Origin of the sequence: Microvirga flavescens, assembly GCF_003290125.1 — a bacterium.
GTDB classification, from domain to species: Bacteria; Pseudomonadota; Alphaproteobacteria; order Rhizobiales; family Beijerinckiaceae; genus Microvirga; species Microvirga flavescens.
On record NZ_QMKH01000001.1, the window covers coordinates 395449 to 419824 of the forward strand.

At 65.2% G+C, this 24376-nt stretch carries 15 protein-coding genes; 9 read left to right on the forward strand and 6 right to left on the reverse strand.

Annotated elements, in window-relative coordinates:
• Window positions 1–319 precede the first annotated feature (319 nt).
• The gene (locus DQW91_RS01690; protein ID WP_112662406.1) at window positions 320–1333 is read right to left on the reverse strand and encodes a zinc-binding alcohol dehydrogenase family protein; all 1014 of its coding nucleotides are present in this window, start codon (window positions 1331–1333) and stop codon (window positions 320–322) included.
• 98 nt (window positions 1334–1431) lie between these two features.
• Between DQW91_RS01690 and DQW91_RS01695 the strand changes: the two genes are divergently transcribed.
• The 3 genes from DQW91_RS01695 (at window position 1432) to DQW91_RS01705 (ending at window position 8131) form a co-directional block, all read left to right on the forward strand.
• On the forward strand, window positions 1432–1788 hold the full coding sequence (locus tag DQW91_RS01695; protein ID WP_112661839.1) for a winged helix-turn-helix transcriptional regulator: 357 nt from the start codon (window positions 1432–1434) through the stop codon (window positions 1786–1788).
• Window positions 1789–1895: 107 nt separating this feature from the next.
• On the forward strand, window positions 1896–6728 hold the full coding sequence (locus tag DQW91_RS01700) for an NAD-glutamate dehydrogenase (protein WP_112661840.1): 4833 nt from the start codon (window positions 1896–1898) through the stop codon (window positions 6726–6728).
• An 8-nt stretch (window positions 6729–6736) separates the two neighbouring features.
• The gene (locus tag DQW91_RS01705; protein WP_112662407.1) at window positions 6737–8131 is read left to right on the forward strand and encodes an MFS transporter; all 1395 of its coding nucleotides are present in this window, start codon (window positions 6737–6739) and stop codon (window positions 8129–8131) included.
• 151 nt (window positions 8132–8282) lie between these two features.
• Here DQW91_RS01705 and purH read toward each other — a convergent pair whose 3' ends face one another.
• On the reverse strand, window positions 8283–9875 hold the full coding sequence (purH, locus tag DQW91_RS01710; protein WP_112661841.1) for a bifunctional phosphoribosylaminoimidazolecarboxamide formyltransferase/IMP cyclohydrolase: 1593 nt from the start codon (window positions 9873–9875) through the stop codon (window positions 8283–8285).
• 162 nt (window positions 9876–10037) lie between these two features.
• Here purH and DQW91_RS01715 point away from each other — a divergent pair, with 162 nt between their 5' ends.
• From DQW91_RS01715 to DQW91_RS01735, 5 genes are all read left to right on the forward strand, one after another.
• Window positions 10038–10952 (forward strand): calcium-binding protein, encoded by a 915-nt coding sequence (locus tag DQW91_RS01715; protein WP_112661842.1) that lies wholly within the window; start codon window positions 10038–10040, stop codon window positions 10950–10952.
• Window positions 10953–11143: 191 nt separating this feature from the next.
• A complete protein-coding gene (locus DQW91_RS01720) occupies window positions 11144–15595 on the forward strand; it encodes a DUF4082 domain-containing protein (RefSeq protein WP_112661843.1) in 4452 nt (1483 codons plus the stop codon).
• A 22-nt stretch (window positions 15596–15617) separates the two neighbouring features.
• The gene (locus DQW91_RS01725) at window positions 15618–15941 is read left to right on the forward strand and encodes a hypothetical protein (protein WP_112661844.1); all 324 of its coding nucleotides are present in this window, start codon (window positions 15618–15620) and stop codon (window positions 15939–15941) included.
• Between the two features lie 16 nt (window positions 15942–15957).
• Entirely contained in the window at window positions 15958–18105 is a 2148-nt protein-coding gene (locus DQW91_RS01730) for a peptidase domain-containing ABC transporter (protein WP_245410862.1), read from the forward strand.
• Entirely contained in the window at window positions 18102–19502 is a 1401-nt protein-coding gene (locus DQW91_RS01735) for an HlyD family type I secretion periplasmic adaptor subunit (RefSeq protein WP_112661846.1), read from the forward strand. Before DQW91_RS01730 ends, DQW91_RS01735 begins: the two co-directional genes overlap by 4 nt.
• 13 nt (window positions 19503–19515) lie before the next feature.
• Here the strand turns inward: DQW91_RS01735 and DQW91_RS17180 are convergent, their stop codons facing one another.
• From DQW91_RS17180 to htpX, 4 genes are all read right to left on the reverse strand, one after another.
• Window positions 19516–19647 (reverse strand): hypothetical protein, encoded by a 132-nt coding sequence (locus tag DQW91_RS17180; RefSeq protein WP_281023997.1) that lies wholly within the window; start codon window positions 19645–19647, stop codon window positions 19516–19518.
• 149 nt (window positions 19648–19796) lie between these two features.
• On the reverse strand, window positions 19797–21554 hold the full coding sequence (locus DQW91_RS01740) for a heparinase II/III family protein (protein WP_112661847.1): 1758 nt from the start codon (window positions 21552–21554) through the stop codon (window positions 19797–19799).
• Window positions 21555–21647: 93 nt separating this feature from the next.
• Window positions 21648–22961 (reverse strand): 16S rRNA (cytosine(967)-C(5))-methyltransferase RsmB, encoded by a 1314-nt coding sequence (gene rsmB / locus DQW91_RS01745; RefSeq protein ID WP_112661848.1) that lies wholly within the window; start codon window positions 22959–22961, stop codon window positions 21648–21650.
• Window positions 22962–22966: 5 nt separating this feature from the next.
• Window positions 22967–23878, reverse strand: a complete 912-nt coding sequence (htpX, locus tag DQW91_RS01750; protein WP_112662408.1) for a zinc metalloprotease HtpX — start codon at window positions 23876–23878, stop codon at window positions 22967–22969.
• A 151-nt stretch (window positions 23879–24029) separates the two neighbouring features.
• Between htpX and DQW91_RS01755 the strand changes: the two genes are divergently transcribed.
• Complete coding sequence (locus DQW91_RS01755) at window positions 24030–24293, forward strand: DUF1674 domain-containing protein (protein ID WP_112661849.1); 264 nt, start codon at window positions 24030–24032, stop codon at window positions 24291–24293.
• Window positions 24294–24376 lie beyond the last annotated feature (83 nt).

The following is a 24376-nucleotide window of genomic DNA, read 5'->3' on the forward strand; positions in this document are numbered from 1 at the left end:
TTGCCGGAAGCAGGTTCAACCCCATCCTTTTCGCCGGCTCACCAACTCCGCAGGAGCGCCTTGGCGGGCTGCCAGAAACAAAGGGTTTTCGATAGCCCGTTCAAGGAACCGTGATCGATTTGGGAAATCTTATTCTTGCCGCAATCGCGCCGCGAACCGGCCCCACTGCCTCTCGATACAGACAGTGTTGCCTCGACGGCCCGGCTCCTTGACCTCCCCGGACACGTCAGCCCCCCAGCCCCCTGGGTCGTTTCAGGTGGCCGGGCCACTTTCATCGTCGAGACAAAGGCCGCCCACCCTGGGACGGCCTTTTCTTTTTTCAGAACCCAGCCAGGACGATCTTGCCGCGAGCCTTGCCGCTTTCGATGAAGGCGTGTGCGCGCTTGAGGTTGGCGGCATTGATCGCGCCAAAAGTTTCGGCCAGCGTCGTGCGGAGCGTACCTGCATCCACGAGCCGCGAAACCTCATCGAGAATTTCGTGCTGCCGCACCATGTCGGCCGTCTTGAAGGTGGAGCGGGTGAACATCGATTCCCAATGCAGCGACACGCTCTTGCGCTTGAGCAGGGTGACGTCGAGCCGCTCGGGATCGTCGATCAGCGCAAAGCGGCCCTGCGGCGCGATGAGGCTTGCGATCTCACCAAAATGCGCGTCCGTCTGCGTGATCGAGAACACGAAAGCGGGCGCGCCGATGCCAAGCGCCTCCACCTGGGCTGCCAGCGGCTTCGTATGGTCGATCACATGGTGCGCGCCGAGCGCCTTCACCCATTCCTGCGTCTCGGGCCGTGACGCAGTGGCAATCACCGTGAGGTTCGTGAGCTGGCGCGCAAGCTGGACTGCGATGGACCCCACGCCCCCGGCGCCGCCGACGATCAGAACCGCATTCGCCGCGCCGGCCACCGGGCGCTTGATATCGAGCCTGTCGAACAAGGTCTCCCACGCGGTCAGCGCCGTCAAAGGCAAGGCGGCAGCCGCCGGAAAATCGAGGGAGGACGGTTTTCTTCCAACGATCCGCTCATCGACGAGTTGATACTGCGCGTTTGTCCCCGGGCGATTGATGTCGCCCGCGTAGAACACCTCGTCCCCCGGCTTGAAAAGCGTCGCCTCCGGCCCGGCCTGAACCACGACGCCGGCGGCGTCGAAGCCAAGCACGCGCGCGTTCCCGGCCTCGGGCTGCGCCCGCTTGCGGACCTTCACGTCGACCGGGTTCACCGAGACGGCGCGGACCTCGACGAGGAGATCGCGGCCCGCCGGTTCGGGGCGGGGCAGCTCGAGATCGATCAACGACGATTCGGCCTCGATGGGCAGGGATTGCTTGTAGGCGACGGCACGCATGAAACCCTCCTTGGTTGCGATGGAGGCAAGTTCGATGATACAAATCATTTACGCAAGAACGCACAATCAACGCACATAGTGTCGAAAAGGATACTATTATGCCCCGCAAGGCTTTGCGGCAGACCGCCTGCCCCACCTGCTCGGTCGAGGCCACGCTTAACCTCATCGACGGCAAGTGGAAGATCGTCATCCTCTACAAGTTGCTCAAAGGCGGAACGCTACGCTTCAACGAGCTTCGCCGGCTGATGCCGGCCGTGACGCAGCGCATGCTGACCAACCAGTTGCGTGAACTGGAGGCGGACGGCCTTCTGACACGCAAGGTCTATCCGGAGGTGCCGCCGCGGGTGGAATACAGCCTTTCCGTGCGCGGACGCAGCCTTGAGCAGGTCATCATGGCCCTGAAGATCTGGGGCGATGAGAATTTAGTAACGGCGACACGGGCTGAAGCCGCATGAAAGTTTCAAACTTCACGATTGCGCGCTGAAGAATGCGTGGCCGGTGTTGCTTCCATATGTGGTTCGTGCGAGGGGTCGCGATAACGATCACTTAAGAGGATCACCGCATGAAACTGGAAACGCCAACCAGTGGAAGCGACTTGACTGCCGCTGCCGTCGCTCTGCTCGAACCTGAGCACGCAACCCTTCCCCCCACATTCGTGAGCGATCTCTTCGGCCGCGTGCCGTCCGAGGATCTCAGCGCCTACACGCCGCAAACGCTCGCAAGCCTTGCGAAAGCAGCTTACGCCCACCTTGCCGCGCCGCGCGCGGACGGGGCGGATATCCGCCTGCTCGACTTCGAAATCGAGCATGATGGCCGCAGCAAGGATGTAACGGTTCTTGAAGTCCTCAACGACAACATGCCGTTCCTGCTCGATTCGACGCTCGCCGAAATCGTCAGCGAGGGATTTGAGCCGCTGCTCGTGGCGCACCCCATTCTCGCCGTCGAGCGCGATGCGAAGGGCAACCTGATTCGTCTCGTCGGCGAAGCTTCCGCCCCCGCGCAGGATAGCGTGCAACGCGAGAGCTTCATTCACATTCATCTGCCGCGCATCGATGAGCCGGCGGAGCGTGAACGGCTGATTTCCAACCTCAGACGCGTTTATGCGGATGTCGCCGTCGCCGTGCGTGACTGGTCGCCGATGCGCGCCCGCCTCAACGATATCATCCGCGACTACAAGGCCAATCCGCCGCCGCTGCCGGAGGATGAGACGCGGGAGGCCATCGCCTTCCTCGAATGGATCATCGAGAACAACTTCACTTTCTTAGGTCTGCGCGAATACCGCCTGCCCTTGAGTGATGTCGCCGCCGATCCGGTGGAAGGCACGGGCCTTGGCCTGTTGCGCGATCCGTCCGTGCGCGTGCTGCGCCGTGGGCGCGAGCTTGTGGCGATGACGCCGGAAATCCGCACCTTCATGGCGCAGCCGAAGGCGCTCATCATCACCAAGGCGAATGTGAAGTCGCTCGTCCATCGCCGCGCGCATCTCGATTACGTCGGCATGAAGCTGTTCGACGGCAAAGGTCAGGTGCAGGGAGAACTGCGCGTCGTCGGCCTTTTCACATCGAGCGCCTATAACAACACCACGGCGGAAGTGCCTTACCTGCGCCTGAAGGTGGCGCGTGTCGTGGCGCGTGCCGGGTTCGATCCGGCGAGTTATTCCGGCCGCTCGCTTCTCAACGTTCTGGAAAGCTACCCCCGCGACGATCTTTTCCAGATCGACGAGGACACGCTCTATAACTTCGCCATCGACATTATGAACCTGTCCGAGCGGCCGCGCGTGCGTGCGCTGGCGCGGCCGGACCAGTTCGACCGGTTCGTTTCGATCCTGGTCTACGTGCCGAAGGACCACTACGACACCGACACCAGCCGCCGCATCGCGGAATTCCTCGCCGGAATCTACGAGGGCCGCATTTCCGCGATCTATCCGGCTTATCCGGAAGGGCCTTTGGCGCGCACCCATTACATCATCGGGCGCGATGAAGGCGAAACGCCGAGGGTGCCGCGTGAGACGCTCGAAAAGGGCATCTCCACCATCGTCCGCACCTGGGCCGATTCCTTGAGCGACCGCCTCGCCGAGACCGTCGGCGGCCCGCGCGCCCGCGCTCTTGCCTCCCGCTACGCCCGCGCCTTCAGCGCCGGCTATCGCGAGGCTTTCAGCGTCGAAGAAGCCATCGTCGACGTGAGCATTCTCGAACAGCTCTCAGACGCGCGCCCGCGCGCCGTCGATCTCTCCCGCCGCGAGGGCGACGAGGAGACGCGCGTTCATCTGAAGGTGTTCTCGCGCGGGATGGCGCTGCCGCTCTCCGAGCGCGTACCGCTCCTCGAGAACCTCGGCTTCCGGGTGGTGAACGAGCGAACCTATCGCGTCGTCCTGCCCGGCCCCAACGGCGCGGACCGTATCTGGCTGCACGACATGACGCTGGAGCGCGCCTCGGGCGGGCCCATCGTCATTGCCGAGATCAGCGACCTGATCGAGGCGGCCCTGCTCGCCCTGTTCCGGGACCTTGCCGAGTCGGACGCCTTCAACCGCCTCGTCCTGGAAGCCGGCCTCGGCTGGCGCGATGTGGCGATGGTGCGCGCCTTCGGCCGCTATCTCCGCCAGATCCGCATTCCTTATGCGCAGGACTATCTCGCCGAGACACTGGCGCGGCACAGCGCCATCGCGGCAAAGCTCGTCGCCTATTTCTATGCCCGCTTCGATTCGCGCATCGAAACGATGGAAGAGCGAGCGACGAGAGAATCCGCGATACGCGCCGAGATCGAGGAACAGCTCAAGAGCGTCACGAGCCTCGACGACGACCGCATCCTGCGCCGCTTCATCAATCTCATGGAAGCTGCGGTCCGCACCAACTTCTTCCAGTTGGAACCAAACGGCCTGCCGCGTCAGACCATCGCATTCAAGTTCGAATGCGCGAAGGTCGAGGGGCTGCCGCTGCCGAAGCCTCTATACGAGATCTTCGTCTACTCGCCGCGTGTCGAAGGCGTGCATCTGCGCTTCGGCAAGGTGGCGCGCGGAGGCCTGCGCTGGTCGGATCGTCCGCAGGATTTCCGCACGGAAGTCCTCGGCCTCGTGAAGGCGCAGCAGGTCAAGAACGCCGTAATCGTGCCTGTCGGCGCGAAGGGCGGCTTCGTTCCAAAGCACCTGCCGCCGCCGAGCGACCGTCAGGCCTGGCTCAACGAGGGCACGGAAAGCTACCGCATCTTCGTGCGCACCCTGCTGCAGCTCACCGACAACATCGAGGGCGATCATATAACGCCGCCCGCCGATACCGTGCGCCATGACGGTGACGATCCTTACCTCGTCGTCGCCGCCGACAAGGGCACGGCGACCTTCTCCGACACGGCGAACGCCCTCTCAGCGGAAAAGCATCACTGGCTCGGCGACGCCTTCGCCTCCGGCGGCAGCCAGGGCTATGACCACAAGAAGATGGGCATCACCGCCCGCGGCGCGTGGGAAGCGGTGAAGCGCCACTTCCGCGAAATGGATATCGACATCCAGTCGCAGCCGGTGACGGTGGCCGGCGTCGGCGACATGTCGGGCGACGTGTTCGGCAATGGCATGCTGCTCTCGCGCGCCATCAAGCTCGTCGCGGCCTTCGACCATCGCGACATCTTCCTCGATCCGACACCCGATCCGGAATCCGCGTTCAAGGAGCGCGAGCGCCTCTTCGCCCTGCCACGTTCCAGCTGGCAGGATTACGACAAGGCGCTCATCTCCAAGGGCGGCGGCGTCTTCCCGCGCGGCGCGAAGTCCATTCCGCTCTCGCCGGAAGTGCGCGCGCTCCTCGGCCTCGACAAGACGGAAGCGACGCCGACCGAGGTGATGACCGCGATCCTCAAGGCTGAAGTCGGCCTGCTCTGGTTCGGTGGCATCGGCACCTATATCCGCGCGTCGACCGAGACCGACGAGCAGGTGGGCGACCGTGCCAACGACGCCATCCGCATCGCCGGCGGCGACGTGCGCGCCAAGGTGATCGGCGAAGGCGCGAACCTCGGCATGACCCAGCGCGGGCGCATCGAAGCGGCGCGCGCAGGCATTCGCCTCAACACCGACGCCATCGACAACTCGGCGGGCGTGAACACCTCCGACGTGGAAGTGAACATCAAGATCGCGCTCACGACGCCGGAGCGGGACGGACGCCTGCCTTACGAGGCGCGCAACGCCCTCCTCGCGGACATGACGGACGAGGTGGCGCGGCTTGTCTTGCGCAACAACTACCTGCAGACGCTGGCGCTCTCGCTGGCCGAGCGGCGCGGTCTGTCCGATCTCGGCTTCGCGCGCCGCCTCATGCACATGCTGGAAGCGCAGGGTCGTCTCGACCGCAACGTGGAATACCTGCCCGACGACGCCACGCTCACCGAGCGCGCGCGCCGTGGCGAGGCGCTGACACGGCCCGAGATCGCTATTCTTCTGGCTTATGCCAAGCTCTCGCTGCACGATGAGCTTCTGGCAAGCCCGGTGCCGGACGATCCGTATCTCGGCAAGGAACTCGACCGGTACTTCCCTGACGAGATGCGCGAGCGCTTCCCGGATGCCATCGCCGGCCATCGCCTGCGCCGCGAGATCATCGCGACGCAGCTTGCGAACGCCATCATCAATCGCGGCGGCCCGACGATGGTGGCCCGCCTCGTGGACCAGACCGGCACGGACGCGCCGACGATTGCCGCGGCTTACGCGGCAACGCGCGATGCGTTCGGCCTGACCGACCTCAACTTCGCCATCGACGCCCTCGACGGCAAGGTGCCGGGCGCGCTGCAGCTTGGCCTCTATGGCGAGTTGCAGGACCTTTTGATGAGCCGGATCGTGTGGTTCATCCGCAACGTGGACTTCCTCAACACCCCGCTCGATGACATCGTCGGCGTCTACGGCGCGGGCGTCGCGGAGGTGGAGCGCTCGCTGCGCACCACACTCGCGCCGGAGGCCTTGGCGCTGCTCGATGCGCGCACGAGCGATCTCGTGCAGCAGGGCGTTCCGCAGGCTCTGGCGAGCCGCCTCGCGGCCCTGCCCGATCTCACCGCCGCGACCGACATCGTGTTGACGGCGCAGAAGACTGGACGGCCCGTGCTCGATATCGCGCGCACGCATTTCGCAGTGGAAGCGACGTTCCGCCTCGGCGCGCTCGTTCAGGCGGCCAACGGCATCAGCGTGAGCGATTACTTTGATCGCCTCGCGCTCGACCGCGCCATCGACGGCATCGCCTTCGCCCACCGCAACCTCACCGCCGAGATCGTCTCGCAAGGGGCTGCCGGTGATGTGGGCGTGGCGGCGTGGAGCGAGCGGCGCGGCGCGGACCTCCAACGCATCCGCAACGCGGTCGACAACATCGTCACCTCCGGCCTCACGCTCTCCAAGGTGAGCGTCGCCGCAAGCCTCCTCGGCGATCTGGTGAAGGGATAAGCATGCCGATGGCGTCATCACCTCCACCCGGGGATGACGCCATCGCCCCCACCCCCACAGCCTCCAGCGCCGCAATCCTTGGCTGGCTGTTCTTCGATTGGGCCTGCCAGCCCTTCTTCACCCTCGTCACTACCTTCGTCTTCGCGCCCTATTTCGCGTCCGCCCTCGCGCCCGATCCAGTGACGGGCCAGAGTTTGTGGGGCTACGCCACGGCGGCGGCGGGGCTGACGCTGGCGTTCCTCTCCCCCGTCCTCGGCTCGATTGCGGATGCCACGGGGCCGAAGAAGCCGTGGATCGCCGGATGCGGGCTCGTGCTGTTTCTCGCCTGCAGTGTCATGTGGTTCGCGGCCCCCGGCGCGACCTACGGAATCGCCATCGCGCTTCTGGCCTTCGCCTTCGGCACGGTCGCCGTCGAAGTCGCCACCGTGTTCAACAATTCCATGATCCCGCACCTCGTGCCGCCGGAACGCTTCGGGCGGCTTTCCGGCACGGGCTGGGCTATCGGCTATCTCGGCGGACTGGTGTCGCTCGTCATCGTCCTCGGCTTTCTCGCCGCCGATCATGACACGGGACGCACTCTTCTCGGCATCAAGCCGCTCTTCGGGCTCGATCCCGCGACGCGCGAGGGAGATCGCATCACGGGTCCGTTCGCGGCCCTGTGGTTCCTCGTCTTCGTCGCGCCGCTCTTTCTGTTCACGCCGGACATCGCCCGCTCGAGCCTTCCGCTCGCGGAAGCCGTACGCAAAGGCATCGCGCAGGTGAAGAGCACCATCGCCGATGCGCGGCGGCATGAAAGCGTCGGGCGCTTTCTTCTCGCGAACATGGTCTATCAGGATGCGCTCGTCGCGCTCTTCGCCTTCGGCGGCATCTACGGCGCGGGCGTGTTCGGCTGGCGCGCCACGGAGCTCGGCGTCTTCGGCATTCTTCTCACCGTTACGGGCACCGTCGGCGCGTTGATCGGCGGGCGGCTCGACGACGCTTTCGGCGCAAAGCCCGTCATCATGGGCGCTATCCTTGTGCTGATCGCGGTATGCGTCGGCGTCTTGTCGCTCGGCCCCGACCGCGTTCTTTTCGTGGTGTCGACCGCGCCGCCGGACATGAGGGCAGGACTTTATCCGTCCGTGCCCGAAAAAATGTTCGTCGCTCTCGGCCTCATCATCGGCGCGGTGGCGGGGCCGTTGCAGGCGTCATCCCGCAGCCTGCTCGCCCGCCTCGTTCCGGCGCGGGAGGCAGGGCGCTATTTCGGCCTGCTCGCGCTCTCGGGAAAAGTCACGTCCTTCCTCGCGCCTCTCGCCGTCGCCGTGGCGACAGCAGTCTTCGAAACGCAGGCCGCAGGCCCCGCCGTGCTCATCGGTTTCTTCACTGTCGGCGGATGGCTGTTGAGCGGTGTGAAGCGGGTGTGAGATTCACACGAGAGACACGCTAGACGTCTCGCGGCCCACCTCTCCCTGAGGGAGAGGTCGAGCGAAGCGAGGGTGAGGGTCACAGACCTCTCCGGACAAGGCGTAACCCCTCACCCCAACCTTCTCCCCATGGGAGAGGGAGTTTGTAGCCTCAATGCCGGAAGTGGCGGTGTCCCGTGAACACCATCGCAAGGCCGGCCTCGTCCGCCGCCTTGATGACTTCGTCGTCGCGCATGGAGCCGCCAGGCTGGATCACCGCCGTCGCACCCGCTTCCGCCGCCGCGAGTAGTCCGTCGGCGAAGGGGAAGAAGGCGTCGGAGGCGACGACAGATCCCTTGGCGAGGCTTTCCGTGAGGCCCGCCGCCTTCGCCGCCTCGGCGGCCTTCCAGGCGGCGATGCGGGAGGAATCGACACGGCTCATCTGGCCCGCGCCGATACCAACCGTCGCGCCGTCCTTGGCATAGACGATGGCGTTCGACTTGACGTGCTTGGCGATGCGGAAGGCAAAGCGCAGATCCGCAAGTTCCCGATCCGACGGCGCGCGCTTCGTCACCACCTTCAGGTCCATCGCCTCGACGACGGCGTTGTCCCGCGCCTGAGCGAGGAAGCCGCCCGCGACGGTGCGGATGGCGAGACCCTCCTGACGCGGATCGGGCAGCCCACCGGCGAGCAGAAGCCGCAGATTCTTCTTGGCGGCGACGATGGCGATGGCCTCTTCGCTCGCATCCGGCGCGATGATGACCTCGGTGAAGATTTCCGTGATGGCGCGCGCGGCCTCCGCATCGAGGGGGCGGTTCATGGCGACGATGCCGCCGAAGGCGGAGACGGGATCGCAGCGCAGCGCCTTCTCATAAGCTTCGCGCAGGGACGCGCCTTCCGCCACGCCGCAAGGGTTGGCGTGCTTGACGATGACGATTGCCGCCGAGCGCTCCGGCGCGAATTCCGCCACGCATTCATAAGCCGCGTCGGTATCGTTGATGTTGTTGTAGGACAGCTGCTTGCCCTGCACCTGCCGCGCCGTCGCGACGCCGGGGCGTTGTTCCGGTGTCTTGTAGAAGGCGGCGGATTGGTGCGGGTTCTCGCCGTAGCGCATCACTTCCGCCAAGGTTCCGCCGATGGCGCGATAGGGCGGCGTTTCCTCGCCGAGCTCGGTCGCAAGCCAGTTGGAGATCGCCGCGTCATAGGCGGCGGTGCGCGCATAGGCCTTCTGTGCGAGGCGGCGGCGCAGGGCTTGCGAGAGCGAACCGTTTTGCGCGGAAAGCTCCGCGATGATCACGTCATAATCCGCGCCGTCCACGACCACCGCGACATCGTCGTGGTTCTTTGCCGCCGCGCGGATCATCGCCGGGCCGCCGATGTCGATATTCTCGATGCAATCCTCATAAGGCCGCTTCGCGGCGATGGTCGCCTCGAAGGGGTAGAGGTTCACCACGAGCAGGTCGATCGGCACGATGCCGTGGGCCAGCATGGCCGCCTGATGCTCGGGATTGGCGCGGATGCTAAGCAGGCCGCCGTGGACGCCCGGGTGCAGCGTCTTCACGCGCCCGTCCATCATTTCCGGGAACCCGGTGAGCTCGCTCACGTCCTTGACCGCAAGCCCCGCCTCCTGAAGCGCCTTCTTGGTGCCGCCGGTCGAAACCAGCTCGACGCCCTTCGCGGCGAGCGCCTTTGCGAAATCCACAAGGCCGGTCTTGTCGGAAACGGACAAAAGGGCGCGCGTAACGCGCTTCAGGTCGCTCGGCATGGGCTGGGCCGCTCCATTGAAGGTGGGGATGCGCGCGCGATAGCACGACGGGGGCCGAATGGGAACCACAACAGAGGCTGCACGGCCCGTTAAGAAGATGTTCAAGCTGGGTACTTTAAGACTTGGCCGTTGGCTCGCAGAGCCCGATCTGGGAAGAATACGATGGCTTACATTTCCGCCGGCATCGACGCCGATCTCGACACCTCGAACCTCTCCATCGGAGGATGGTACGAAGGAGAGATGACCGCGGCCCGCTCGGACTGGATGCAGATCGAGTACACCTACGGCTACGCGGACTTCCTCGGTTACGGTTTCGGCTACGATGTCGATACCGGCCACCTGATCGACGGCGTGCTGACCCGGATCGACCTCTACGACGCCTACGGGGCTTCCGAGCTCACCATTTCCAAGATCTCCATTTCGGCGGAGCTGTTCTACAGCTGGGTCTATTACAACGATTCCTACACGGCGGCGGCCACGATCCTGCGGGGCAACGACACGATTTCCGGCAGTCGCCTGGCGGACCGCATCGACGGCTTTACCGGCAATGACACCATCAAGGGTCAGGCAGGCTCCGACCGTCTTTATGGTTCGGGCGGCAACGACAAGCTCGACGGCGGCAGCGGCTTCGATACTCTCTCCGGCGGATCAGGGAACGACACGCTGATCGGCAGCCTCGACGACGATTACCTTTCCGGCGGCGCGGGCAACGACAAGCTCAACGGCGGCGAAGGCTACGACGTTCTGAGCGGTGGTGCCGGGAGGGACATCTTCGTCTTCGACGAGCCGGTCTATTCCAGCCTCGATGCCGACCGCATCACGGACTTCAACGTGGTGTACGACACGATCCATATCGCCCGCGAGGCCTTCACCGCGCTTGGCCGGAAGGGCGCTCTCAAGGCGTCCGCCTTCTGGACCGGCCCGGCGGCGCACGATGCGTCCGACCGCATCATCTACGACAGGAAGACCGGCGCGCTCTATTACGATCCCGATGGAACCGGCGCGCTGCAGCAGCAGCAAATTGCCACTCTCTCGAAGAACCTGAAGATGACGGCAGCGGATTTCTACGTGATCTGAGGCCCGTTCCCTAGGGCGGGATACCGATCAACCAATGGAGTAGCGTCGCACCCGAAAGTGGAATCCGCGCCTCCTGCGACTACCCATTAATGGACCCGCGCCCCGGGTGGTCTGCTGCTATCAATGCCACGGCCCCTATGAGATGCTGAACGACGGCCAATCAGCGTTCTCATTCACAATGGGGGCTCACGATGTTCCGCGCACGTCTCGTCGACGATGGCTTGAACCATGCCCGGCTGCTGAAAGGGCTTGCGTCCTTCAAGCCGGATCCCGACGGTTCCGACGATGCGTGGAGCGTTCGCCGCGACGGCGATACGGCCTCTTCGCGGCTTGCCGCCGTGCCACACGGCGATTTTCGGCAGCTCATCAATCGCACTGATACGACCGCCAGCGCCTCAAGCCCGGCGCGCCCGGCCTGGACGTTCGAGAGGCAGGCGAGTCATCTCGATCCGTTGACGGCCGCCACTGGCGTGCCACGCGCTTACGATTCTCCCGCCACGCCTGACGTGCGGGGCGATACACGCACTTACGGCTGGTCATTCACCGCATCGCAGCCCGCCACCGGCTCGCAGGTCACCCCGGTAAACCAGACCGCCGATACGCCCGCATCGCCCAACGGAACGCCGTCCGCCCCGGCGGCCACGGGCTCGGCCACGCCGCTGCGCTGGCTTGCGGGCGGTGGGCCCGAGGTTGGAACCACCGGCCCCACGACACAACCCGGAATCCTGCAAGGCCCCGTGACGACGGACAGCCCGGCGACGACGCCGCAAACCCTTGCCGCAGCCGCCGTGAACGACACCGTTCTCGAAAACCAGAAGACCGGAAACCCCGAAAGCGAATGGGGCATCGACGGTGCGGGCAGCTCGAACATCGAAGGCTTCGCGACCGACATCAGCGTCAATCGCGGACAGAAGATCGACTTCAAGATCAATACCAATTCCACCAATTACCGCATCGATATCTACCGCCTCGGCTATTACGGCGGCATGGGCGCACGGAAGGTCGACACGATCCAGCACACGGGCCTGCAGACCCAGCCGACCGCCCTGCGCGATCCAACCACCGGCGCGGCCGATGCGGGCAACTGGTCGGTTTCGGCATCGTGGAACATTCCTTCCGATGCGACGTCGGGCATCTATATCGCCAAGCTCGTGCGGCAGGACGGCACCACGGGCGCGAACCACATTCCCTTCATCGTCCGCAACGACAGCAGCACCAGCGACATCATCTTCCAGACGTCCGACACAACCTGGCAGGCCTACAACCCGTGGGGCGGCGCGAACCTTTATGGCGGCAACGGACCCGGAGGAAGCGGGCGCTCCTATGCGGTGAGCTACAACCGCCCCATCACGACACGCGGCGGCGGCCTCGCGTCGGGACCGCAGGATTACATTTTCGGCGCCGAGTTCTCGGCGATCATGTGGCTGGAGAAGAACGGCTACGACGTCTCCTACATGGCGGGCATGGACACCGACCGCTATGGAAGCCTTCTGACGAACCACAAGATGTTCCTGTCGGTCGGGCACGACGAATACTGGTCGGGCCAGCAGCGCGCCAATGTGGAGGCCGCCCGCGATGCAGGCGTGAACCTCTCGTTCTGGAGCGGCAACGAGGTGTACTGGAAGACGCGCTGGGCTCAGAGCTACAGCGCCGACGGCACGCCCTATCGCACCCTCGTCTGCTACAAAGAAACCTGGGCCAACGCCGACATCGACCCGAGCAACGAATGGACCGGAACCTGGCGTGACCCGCGCTTCGTCTCATCGACTGCGCAGGGCGGAGGCCAACCGGAGAACGCTCTGACGGGCACCATCTTCCAGGTCGATTCCTATCGCCGCGACTCGATCACCGTCGGTTACGACGACGCCAATCTGCGGTTCTGGCGCAATACCAGCATCGCCAACCTGCAACCCGGCCAGACCGCAACTTTGCCCGCAGGCTATCTCGGCTATGAGTGGGATGAATCGCCGGACAATGGCTTCAGGCCCGCCGGGCTCATCCCCCTGTCCTCGACGACGGTACCGGTCGATACATATCTTCTGGATTACGGCAGCACGGTCGGCAGCGGCGTCGCCACCCACAACCTGACGCTCTATCGCGCGCCGAGCGGCGCTTTGGTATTCGGCGCGGGAACGGTCTACTGGTCCTGGGCGCTCGACGCGAACCACGATCTTGAAACGACGCCGGTGGACGCCCGCATCAAGCAGGCGATGGTGAACCTACTCGCCGACATGGGCATCCAGCCCGGCACCCTCGAATCCGGCCTCGTGCAGACAACCAAGTCCACCGACACGACAAAGCCCCTATCGACCATCATCACGCCCGGCAGCACGTCCTTCACGATGGGCCAGTCGGTGACGATCACCGGCACGGCGGCGGACAGCGGCGGCGGCGTCATCGCCGCCGTGGAAGTGTCCACGGACTCAGGCGCGACCTGGCACCGTGCGACGGGCGACGAGAACTGGAGCTACACCTGGGTCGTATCCGCGCCGGGCACATTCAAAATTCTGACGCGCGCCGTCGACGACAGCGTCAATCTCGAAACCCCGGGCCAGGGCCTCACCTACACGGTCGCGGGCCCAACGGGCGTGAGCCTGTTCTCACCCTCGGCAACACCGACAGTCACATCCGACCCGGACACGAGCTCGGTCGAACTCGGCATGAAATTCCAGGCCTCGGTCGGCGGCACCGTCACCGGCATCAGGTTCTACAAGGGGCTCGGCGATACGGGCACCCATCAAGGCCATTTGTGGACATCGACCGGCACGCTGCTCGGCACCGTGACGTTCACCAACGAAACCGCGAGCGGCTGGCAGACGGCGGCGTTCTCCTCGCCCATCACGCTCACGGCGGGAACGACCTATGTGGTCTCCTACCACAGCAACGGGCACTACGCCGCGACGAGCAGCTACTTCACGGCACCCGTCACGAACGGGCCTCTGACGGCGCTCTCCGGCACGAACGGCGTTTTCTCTTACGGTTCTTCGAGCGTGTTCCCGACCAGCAGCTTCCAGTCCACGAATTACTGGGTGGACGTGCTGTTCAACGCCTCCGGCGGCACAACGAACAATCCTCCGGTCGCCAACAACGACAACGGCTTCACGACAACCCAGAACACCGCCATCACCATCTCCGCCGCGACGCTCCTCGCCAACGACACCGATGCGAACGGCGATGCGTTGACCATCACGGGCGTCAGCAACGGCACCAACGGCACGGTGACCTTCAACGCGAGTGTGAATACGGTCACTTTCACGCCGACAGCGGGCTACACCGGCGCAGCGAGCTTCTCCTACACGATCTCAGATGGGAGAGGCGGCACATCCTCCGCGAATGTCGGCCTCAATGTCGGCGCATCGAGCGGAACGTCCGTCAGCCTGTTCTCGCCCTCGGCGACGCCGGCGATTCTCTCCGACCCGGACACGAGCCCCGTCGAACTCGGCATGAAATTCCAGGCATCGGTGGGCGGTACGGTCACCGGCATCAAGTTCTACAAAGGCACCGGTGACACGGGAACCCATCAGGGCCGCCTGTGGACATCCACCGGCACGCTGCTCGGCACGGTGACGTTCACCAACGAAAGCGCCAGCGGCTGGCAGACGGCGACGTTCTCCTCGCCCATCACGCTCACGGCGGGGACGACCTACGTGGTGTCCTACCACAGCAACGGCCACTACGCCGCGACGGGCAGCTACTTCACATCAGCAGTGACAAACGGCCCGCTGACGGCGCCTTCCGGCGCGAACGGCGTTTACGCCTATGGCTCGTCGAGCCTGTTCCCGACCGGCAGCTTCCAATCCACGAACTATTGGGTGGACGTTCTGTTCAACCCCTCCACGACCACCGTGAACACGCCCCCCGTCGCCAACAACGACAACGGCTTCACGACAAACCAGAACACCGCCATCACCATCTCTGTCGCCTCGCTTCTCGCCAACGACACGGATGCCAATGGCGATACCCTTTCGGTGACCGGCGTCAGCGGAGGCACGAACGGAACCGCCGTGCTGAACGCGCAAGGAACGGCAGTCACCTTCACGCCAACCGCTGGCTACACCGGAGCAGCGAGCTTCACCTACGCGATCTCCGATGGGAAAGGCGGCACGTCCTCCGCCAATGTCGGGCTCACCGTCACCGCGCCGTCGAATTCGCCCATCAGCGTGTTCTCGTCCTCGGCGACGCCGGCAGTTCTCTCCGCATCCGATACGAGCCCGGTCGAACTCGGCATGAAGTTCAGGTCGTCGACCTCCGGCTCCGTGACCGGCGTCAAGTTCTACAAGGGCTCGGGCGACACCGGAACGCACCAGGGCCACTTGTGGACGGCGACGGGAACGCTGCTCGGCACGGTCACCTTCAGCAACGAGACGGCGAGCGGCTGGCAGACGGCGTCCTTCTCCAGCCCCGTCGCCATCACGGCGGGGACGACCTACGTGGTGTCCTACCACAGCAACGGGCGTTACGCCGCGACGACGAACTTCTTCACGTCGGACGTCACCAACGGCTCGCTCACCGCGCTGGCGGACACCGCCTCGAGCGGCAACGGCGTCTACGCCTACGGATCATCCGGCCTGTTCCCCTCCAACACGTTCCAGAAGACCAATTACTGGGTCGACGTCATCTTCAACCCGCAAGCGGCGGCCTAGGGCAGTGAAAAAGGAAAGAACAATGCAGGACGAAGTCTATTCAGACGGCATTGCCGAAATCACGATCACGGGCCCTATCGTTCGCATCGACCTGATGAGCCTGTCGCCGACGGAGCGCGACGCCAAGAACAACCCGAAGCCGGTGCTGCGGCAGCGGATCGTCATGCCGATCGATGCTTTCGCCAATTCGGTGGAACTGATGCAGAAGGCGGTGAACGGCCTGATCGAGGCCGGCGCCATCAAGCAGACCCCGATCCCCGCGAGCAATGGCGCGCAGGCTCCGGCAAGTGTCGAGACAGCACTGGCGGGCAAGGGCCGCAACGCCTCGCCGAATTTCTCCTCCTGAATCAAGGGAGGACTGTGTGGGTCCCGAGTCGCAGACCGGCCTGTTGTGCCTCGTCGCCGTTGCACGCCACCACGGCACGGATCTCACCGTGGACCATCTCACCCACGCCTATGCCGTCGGCGAGGAACCTGTGTCCTGGCAACTTCTCCTGCGCATGGCGCGCGAGGCGGGCCTCAGGGCCCGTAAGGTTTCCATGACCTGGACAACCCTTCTCGGCCTCGCGGGAGCTTTTCCCGCCCTTGCGCGGCTGGAGAACGGGAACTGGGTCGTCGTCATCGGCGCGGACAAAGCGGATGACGGCGACAAGATCCTGATCCTCGACCCGAAGGCCGTCTTGCCGGAACCGCTCTTCCTGTCGCAGGACGATTTCTGCCAGGCCTGGAAGGGCGAGATCATTCTGGTGAAGCCCGCGCGCACGCGCCTCTCGGACCCGAACCGCCCGTTCGGCTTCCTGTGGTTCGCGCCGGAATTGCTGCGCCAGCGGCGGTTGTTTGCCGATGTCATCGCCGCCGCGCTTGTTCTTTACGCGCTCGGCCTTGCGGTGCCGATCTTCTCGCAGCTCGTGATCGACAAGGTGCTGATGCACGAATCCTACGCGACGCTTTACGTGCTCGCGGGCGGCGTGGCGTTGGCGCTCGTCTTCGATGCGGCCTTCACCTTCCTGCGGCGCTATCTTCTTCTCTATGCGAGCAACCGCATCGACATGCGTGTTGCCGTCCGCACCTTCGCGCATCTCCTCGCCCTGCCGCTCGCCTATTTCGAGCGTGTTCCGGCGGGCGTCCTCGTCAAGCACATGCAGCAGGCGGGGCGCATCCGGGAGTTCCTGACGGGGCGGTTGTTCACCACCATCCTGGATGGGCTCTCGCTCCTCGTGTTTCTGCCGGTGCTTCTTCTCTACAGTGTCAAGCTCACCCTCGTGGTGCTGGCTTTCACGGCCTGCGTCGCAATCGCCATCGGCCTTCTCATCGGCCCGTTCCGCCGCCGTCTCCTTGCCCTCTACGAGGCGGAAGGCGAGCGGCAGGCGCAACTGGTGGAGGCCATGCACGGCATGCGCACCATCAAGACGCTGGCGCTGGAGCCCTTGCGCCGGCGTACCTGGGACGATTCCTCCGCCCAGTCGGTGATGATGCGCTACGATGTCGACCGCATTTCCGCCGCCGCGCAGAGCGTGACCGGCCTCCTCGAAAAGCTGATGAGCGTCGCGATCATCGGGCTCGGCGCGCTCGATGTGTTCAACCATCAGATGACGGTCGGCGCGCTCGTCGCCTTCAACATGCTGGCGGGCCGCGTCTCCGGGCCTCTCGTGCAGATCCTGACGATGGCGCACGAATATCAGGAGGTCGCCCTGTCTGTGCGCATGCTCGGAGAGGTGATGAACCGCACGCCGGAGACGGATGGTACGCAACGCGGGCTCTGCCCGCCGCTCAACGGAGAAATCCAGTTCGAGGACGTGTCGTTCACCTACCAGCCGGAACGGCCCCCCGCCCTCGACGGCGTATCGTTCACGGTGGAGCCCGGCAGCATCGTCGGCATCGTGGGGCGCAGCGGCTCCGGCAAGACGACGATCACGCGCCTGATCCAGCGCCTTTACGCGGTCCAGAAGGGTCTCGTGCGCATCGACGGTTATGACATCCGCGAGCTCGATCTCGTGCACCTGCGCAAATGCGTCGGCGTGGTGCTGCAGGACAACTTCCTCTTTCGCGGAACGGTGCGGGAGAACATCGCCGCGGCAAAGCCCTCCGCGACCTTCGAGGAGATCGCGCTCGCCGCCAAGGCCGCAGGCGCCGAGGAGTTCATCGAACGTCTGCCGCGCGGCTTCGATACGATGCTGGAGGAAAACGCCTCCAATCTCTCGGGCGGACAAAAGCAGCGGCTCGCCATCGCCCGCGCGCTGGTCACCGATCCGCGCCTTTTGATCCTCGATGAAGCGACGAGCGCCCTCGATCCGGACAGCGAGGCCATCATCCGGCAGAACCTGACGAAGATCGCGGAAGGCCGCACAGTCCTCATCATATCGCACCGGCTTTCGACCTTGGTGGACGCAAGCGCGATCCTCGTCATCGACCGAGGGCGGCTGATCGCGATGGGGCGGCACGATCAACTTCTGACCTCGTGCACCACCTATCGTCACCTGTGGAACCAGCAGACGAGGCATGCCGCATGATCCCCGCGCGCCGCACGCCCGAGGACGGCAAGCGGGCTCCTGAGATCCTTCCTCCCACGCGACGCAGGCGGCCCGCTTATGTCGTGGAATTCCAGCCGGACGCCATCGAAGTGGAAGAGCGGGTTCCCCCGCGCATCGCGCGACTCACGCTCTATCTCGTTACGGCGCTCATCGCGGTGGCCGTTGCCTTCGCGTGCCTGACGGAGGTCGATGAAATTGCAGTCGCGAGAGGCAAGCTGATTACGAGCGAACCCAACATCGTCATCCAGCCGCTGGAAAATTCTGTCATCCGCAGCATCGGGGTCAATGTCGGCCAGACCGTTAAGGCCGGTCAGGTGCTCGCGGTGCTCGATCCGACATTCACCCAGTCCGACGTGCAGCAACTGAAAACGAAGTTCGAGGCGGCGGACGCGATGGTGAACCGGCTCGAGACGGAACTCGAGGACCACGTCTACACGCCCGCCAATCCATCGAGCCCGGAGCAAACCGTCGAGGCGCGCCTTGCCGCCCAGCGCAAGGCCTTCAGCGAAAGCCGCCTGCGTAATCTCGCGCAAGAAATCGCGCGCGCCGAAGCGAGCCTTGCCAAGAACCGCACCGAGGAGGAAATCCTCGTGCAACGGCTCGCGGGCATTCAGGACATTGAGGCCATGCGCGCGACTCTTCTGGAGCACCAGACCGGCTCGAAGCTTAATCTCCTTCAGGCCCGCGACGTCAGGCTCGACATCGAGGCGAACCTCGCGCGCTTGCGCGGCGCGCAAGTGGAAACGCAGCACGAACTCGAAAAGGCCCGCTCGCAGCGCCAGGAATTCATCGACGATTTCGCACGCGCGACGCTCGAATCCCTCGTCGAAGCGCGTGGGCGGCGGGACGCGGCGGCGGAAGAATTGAAGAAGGCGGAACTGCGCCGCAGCCTTGTCACCCTCACCGCGCCGACCGATGCGGTGGTGCTCGAGGTCGCGCAGCGCTCCGTCGGGTCCGTCATGCGCCAGGCCGAGCCGCTCTTCGTCCTCGTTCCCGCGAACGTGACGCTCGAAGCGGAGGTGTTCATCGAGCCTAAGGATATCGGCCATGTCGGCGCGGGGCAGCCCGCGCGGATCAAGTTCGATGCCTTCCCCTTCCAGAAGCACGGCACCGCCCTAGGCACGGTGCGCACCATCAGCCGCGACGCCTTTCCATCCGATCCGAAGGACACCGAGGCGCGGCTGGGCGGCGCCCTCGTCTACAAGGCGCGCCTGAATATCGATGAAGTGGACTTGCGCGGAATCCCGAACGGCATCCGACTGCTTCCGGGCATGGCGGTGCAGGGAGAAATCGGCGTCGGGCGCAGGAGCGTCATCTCCTACTTCCTCTACCCCCTGCTGCGCGGCCTCGACGAGAGCATCCGGGAACCGCGATAGAAAGCGCCACGGCCTATTCACTCCACCAGAACTGATAGCCATAGACAGCCAGCGCCACCACCATCAGCACCACGACAACCCCGGCGAGGCGTTGAACATGCGGGCGTTGCAGCGGCTGAACCTGTTTCTTGGCGTGGCGAATCACGATCGTCTTTCCTGATCATTACCTAGCGGCATCGCCTACAGGGGCGACGTGATCCGGGCAATCGGTTTCCACGAAGATGCTTAAGTAGGATCGTGTTCTCAGAGCATGATCGGAACAAGCGTGTTCGTCCGGATCATGCGTCACAAGATCTAGAGAAGCTCAGGGCCGGGCTCCGCCGGGCGCGGGGCTTCCACCTTCGCGAGACGCTCGAACCGCCAGCGCAAGTTCGGCACGAGATCCGGGCGCACGGACAGGACGATCTGCTCCGTGCGGCGCATGCCGTCCGTCGCCGCGAGGAACATGCTGTCCTCGACCCAGGCTTCGCCGGGAATGACCTCGAACTGCCATGCCTCGCGGTTGGGCAGGAGCAGCATGACGACGCGGCCGCCTTGAGCGCGGCTCGCCTTGACGCCGGGCGCGAGGTGGAAGCGGATGAGCGCTTCCGAGCCAGGCGCAATCGTGCCGTCGCCCCAGAAGATGTCCTCGCCCATCAGCACGTTGCCGTCGGGCGAAAGCTGCCAGCGCCGCTCATGGCGGATGCCGAACGGCTTCAGATAGGCGTCATGGCTGGCGCTGAGGCCAAGCACCTGCTCGCGCTCCGTGCGCTCGGCGACGACATGCTCGGGCCCGCGCAGGACGACGGGTCCAATCCGCCGCAACAGCCATTCGCCAATGATGCGGTCGAACCAGAAGCCTTTGACGGCAACGAACTGGCAGGAGGAAACCTCGTTGATCGCCGCTGTGGAATACGCCGGTGTGGAGCGGGAGGCCTGGAGCAGCGTATCGCTCGCGATTCGCGGCGTGCCGCAATTGACGACGATGCGCTGCGGGCCGCTCGATAATTCAAAGGACAGACAGCCTGCGCCGGCGGAGGCCGAAAAGAGCGTCGGCGGCGCGGTGCCGACATCGGCAACGACGAGAGAGCGCCCCGCCTCCAGCCGCTCGTAGCCCGAATGCGGCGCGTGCTGGATCGCCTGGCTGCGCATGTCGTCATAGGTCAGGAGCGTCGCGAGATGGTCCGCCGCCGTCACGCCCATGCCGTTGAAATGGGACAGCGTGCCATCCCCGTGGCGGAACAGGCGCACCATCGGCAACATGCGGTCGATGGAATTGAGCAGCGCCTCCGGCGTGTCGACCTCGCGGCTCGCGAACATCTGGCGCAGGGGCAGAAGGTCGAACAGAAGATCGACGACGACCTGCGGGTTGCGGCTGACATGCCCGCCATCGAGCAAGATCTGGCGCTCGAGTTCGCGGGTCAGCAGGCGCGAAGCGCGGCGCAGGCTTTTGTCCAGCCCTTCGCAGCACAAGCCCGCATAGCAAAGCGCAATCGCCGCGAGCAGGCGCGGCTGCGGCAGGGGGTTGGAGCGCGCATCGCGCTCAAGATCGCGCACCGCGCGCCCGAGCACCTTGAGGAAGCGCTGATAGAAGCTGTGATCCGCCCCTTCGAGAATGAGCGGCGACTGGCTGATGAAGGAAATCAGCCGCCGCGCCATGACAGGCGTGGCATAAGCCGTCTGCCGGTCAGCGAGGCTGGCGCTGACGAAATCGTCCACGAGGGAGCGCGCGTTGGCCTGCGCCAGCGCCGTGCCCGCCGCACGCAGGTGACGCAGCCATCCGAAACCGTAAAGATTTTCCGCCCAGACGACACTCGGCGGCTCGATCTCAAAGGGCGAGCGCCCGCTCATGGCGACGCCACGGCCCGCGAAGGCGAAGAAACCGGAATAGATGTCGCTGGCAATCGTCGGATCGGCGGTGCGCAGATCCTGCGGCGCGAACAGGAGGCGGGTCGGCGTGGCCGAACCGAATCGCAGATAGGAGGCCGCGCGCAGCAGAGAACCACCCAGGGCGCGCCCTGATTCGCCAAGCGCAACCCTGTAAAGCCGCCAGCGATGCGGTCCCCAACTCACCCGTGGGCGCTCCTCTCGTTCAAGCCGAATGACAATGGCCTATCAGAGCAGTGCCGAGGGTTTGGTTAACATCGCGTAACCAATGACCGATCATCATGACGCTTTCCGCAGAAATCGCGCGGCGAAGAACCCGTCGAGCCCCCCGCGCCCGTCACCGGACGCCTCGAGCTGGCCGGGCCGGGTGCGCAAATCGCCTTGCCGCGAAATGAATGCGCCAAGGCCCCCGACCTCCTCCGGCGCGACAGGCACGCGCGCGAAATCGGGATGGCGGGCAAGAAAGGCCTCTGCCTGCGCCTCGCCCTCTTCGGACTCCAGCGAGCAGGTGCAATAGACGAGCCGCCCGCCGGGTTTGAGAAGGCTCGCGGCCTTGTCGAGAAGCCGCGCCTGCAGGGCGGCGAGTTTTGCCACATCCGCATCGGTCTTGGTCCACGCGACGTCCGGATGGCGGCGCAGGGTGCCGGTGGCGGAACAGGGCGCATCGAGCAGGATGGCGTCGAAAGGCGGCACATCGAGCTTTTCCGCATCGCTCGCCAGCGTCTCGGCGGAAAGATGAAGGCGGCCCAAGTTCTCCTTCAGGCGTTCCAGCCGTTTCGCCGAGCGATCGACGGCGAGCACCTCGGCTCCCGCGGCGGCGAGCTGCGCGGTCTTGCCGCCCGGCGCGGCGCACAAATCCGCGATGCGCTCACCCGGCTGCGGCTTCAGCAAACGCGCGGGCAAGGCGGCGGCGGCGTCCTGCACCCACCACGCGCCCTCGCCATAGCCCGGCAGGTCCTGGATCGCCGTGCGCTCCGACAGCCGGATGCTGCCTGTCGGCAGAAGCGTCCCGTTGAGGCGCTCGGCCCATGCCGCCGCATCGCTTTTCACTGTCAGGTCGACCGAGGCCGGGACCCGGTGCGCCTCGGCCATCTCCAGCGCCTGCGCCTCGCCGTAATGGGCGACCCATCGGCTTTTCAGCCAGTCGGGCGTGTCCGCCCAGGGGTCGGCGCCCTGCAAGATCGCCTCGCGCTCCCGCGCCAAGCGGCGCAGGACGGCGTTGATGAGGCCGCTGGCGTGCCTGAGGCGCGGGTCCTCCTGCGCCAGCCGCACGGCGGTATCGACGGCGGCGTGGTCGGGCACGTCGAGAAACAGGATCTGCGCCGCGCCGATGGCGAGCAGGTGCAGCAAACGCTCGTCCTTCGGGGCCTTCTCGATGCGGGCGAGAAGCGCCTGCCGGATCGTACCGAAGCGGCGGAAGGTCACGATGGCGATGGCACGGGCGAGCGATTCATCGCGCGTGGAGAGTGCCTCCCCCTGCGCGATCTCGTCGAGCACATCGTCGAGCGGCACGCGCCGCTTGAGGGTTTCCGTCACGGCGGCAAAGGCGAGGCGGCGGGGGCCGAGCCCCGCCCGGTTGTCGGTGCGATCCACGAAACTTAACCCCAGGGTCCACGGCGCGGGGACGATCCCCAGGGAGAGCCCGCAGCCGGGGCGGTGAAAAACGAGCCCATCTCGCGGGCGAGGGCCTGAAGCGCCGCAATGCGGTTTTCCGTGGCCGGGTGAGTCGAAAACCAGTTGTCCATGCCCTGCCCCGACAGCGGATTGATGATGAAGAGCGGCGCGGTGGTCGGATGGTGCTCCGCGTCCGCGTTCGGAATATGGGCGACGCCGTTGGCAATCTTGTCGAGGGCGGAGGCCAGCGCCAGCGGCTGCCCGCAGATCTCGGCCCCGATCCGGTCGGCCTCGTATTCGCGCGAACGGCTGATCGCCATCTGGATGATCATGGCGGCGAGCGGCGCGATGATGGCGGTGAGAATGGCCACCAGTGCATTCGGGCGTTCGTTCCCGCGCCCGCCGCCGAAGAAAAGGCCGAATTGCGCGATGCTGGAAATCGCGCCCGCGATGGTCGCGCTCACCGTCATGGTGAGGGTATCGCGGTTCTTGATGTGGGCGAGCTCATGGGCCATGACGCCGGCGAGTTCCTCACGCGAAAGCGTCTGAAGAATGCCGGTGGTCGCCGCGACCGCCGCGTTTTCCGGGTTGCGGCCCGTCGCGAAGGCGTTCGGCTGCGGGTTGTCGATGACATAGACCCGCGGCATCGGCAGCCCGGCCCGGCCCGCGAGATCGCGCACGAGAGAGACGAGTTCCGGCGCGGTGCGCTCATCGACCTCCACCGCATGGTGGGCGGCCAGCGCCAGCCGGTCGGAATTCCAATAGGCGAACAGGTTCGTCACGACGGCGATGCCGAGCGCGATCACCATGCCCGTCGAGCCGCCGAGGAAGTAGCCGACCACGCCGAACAGGGCGGTCAAGGCCGCGAGCAGCAACCCAGTCTTGACGGTGTTCATCGGGCCCTCCATCTGGCCGGACAGGATCTTTCGAAAAGCGGAACCCATTTTCCGCGAGGATCATGGTCCAATATGGACAATTTCGTCGTGTTCCATGTGGGAACGGTCGGTCGCACTCCCAAGATCGCACGAGAGAGGTTATGAGAGAGCCATGAGCACGAACGAGACCCCTCCGACAAGCCCCGCGCCGCAGGACGATGCCACCGCCCTGCCCGGCCCCCTCGCCGGTGCCGCGCCCGGCAAGTCGCTCTCGCCGGCGGCGCAGCGCGCCCTCGCTGAGGCAGCGGAGCGCCGCGAGCATATCGACCGCCGCGTGGCGGACCTTGCCCGCAACAAGGAGGTTCTGGGCCGGGGCGGCCTGGAGCCGGTGCGCTACGAAGATTGGGAAGTTAAAGGCCTGACCAGTGATTTCTAGGGGGTAAAGTTCCTCCAGACGGTCCATACAGGCGTTGTTCCCTCACCTCGCTCCCGTTACGGTGATGGGAAAAGGGGGGAAAA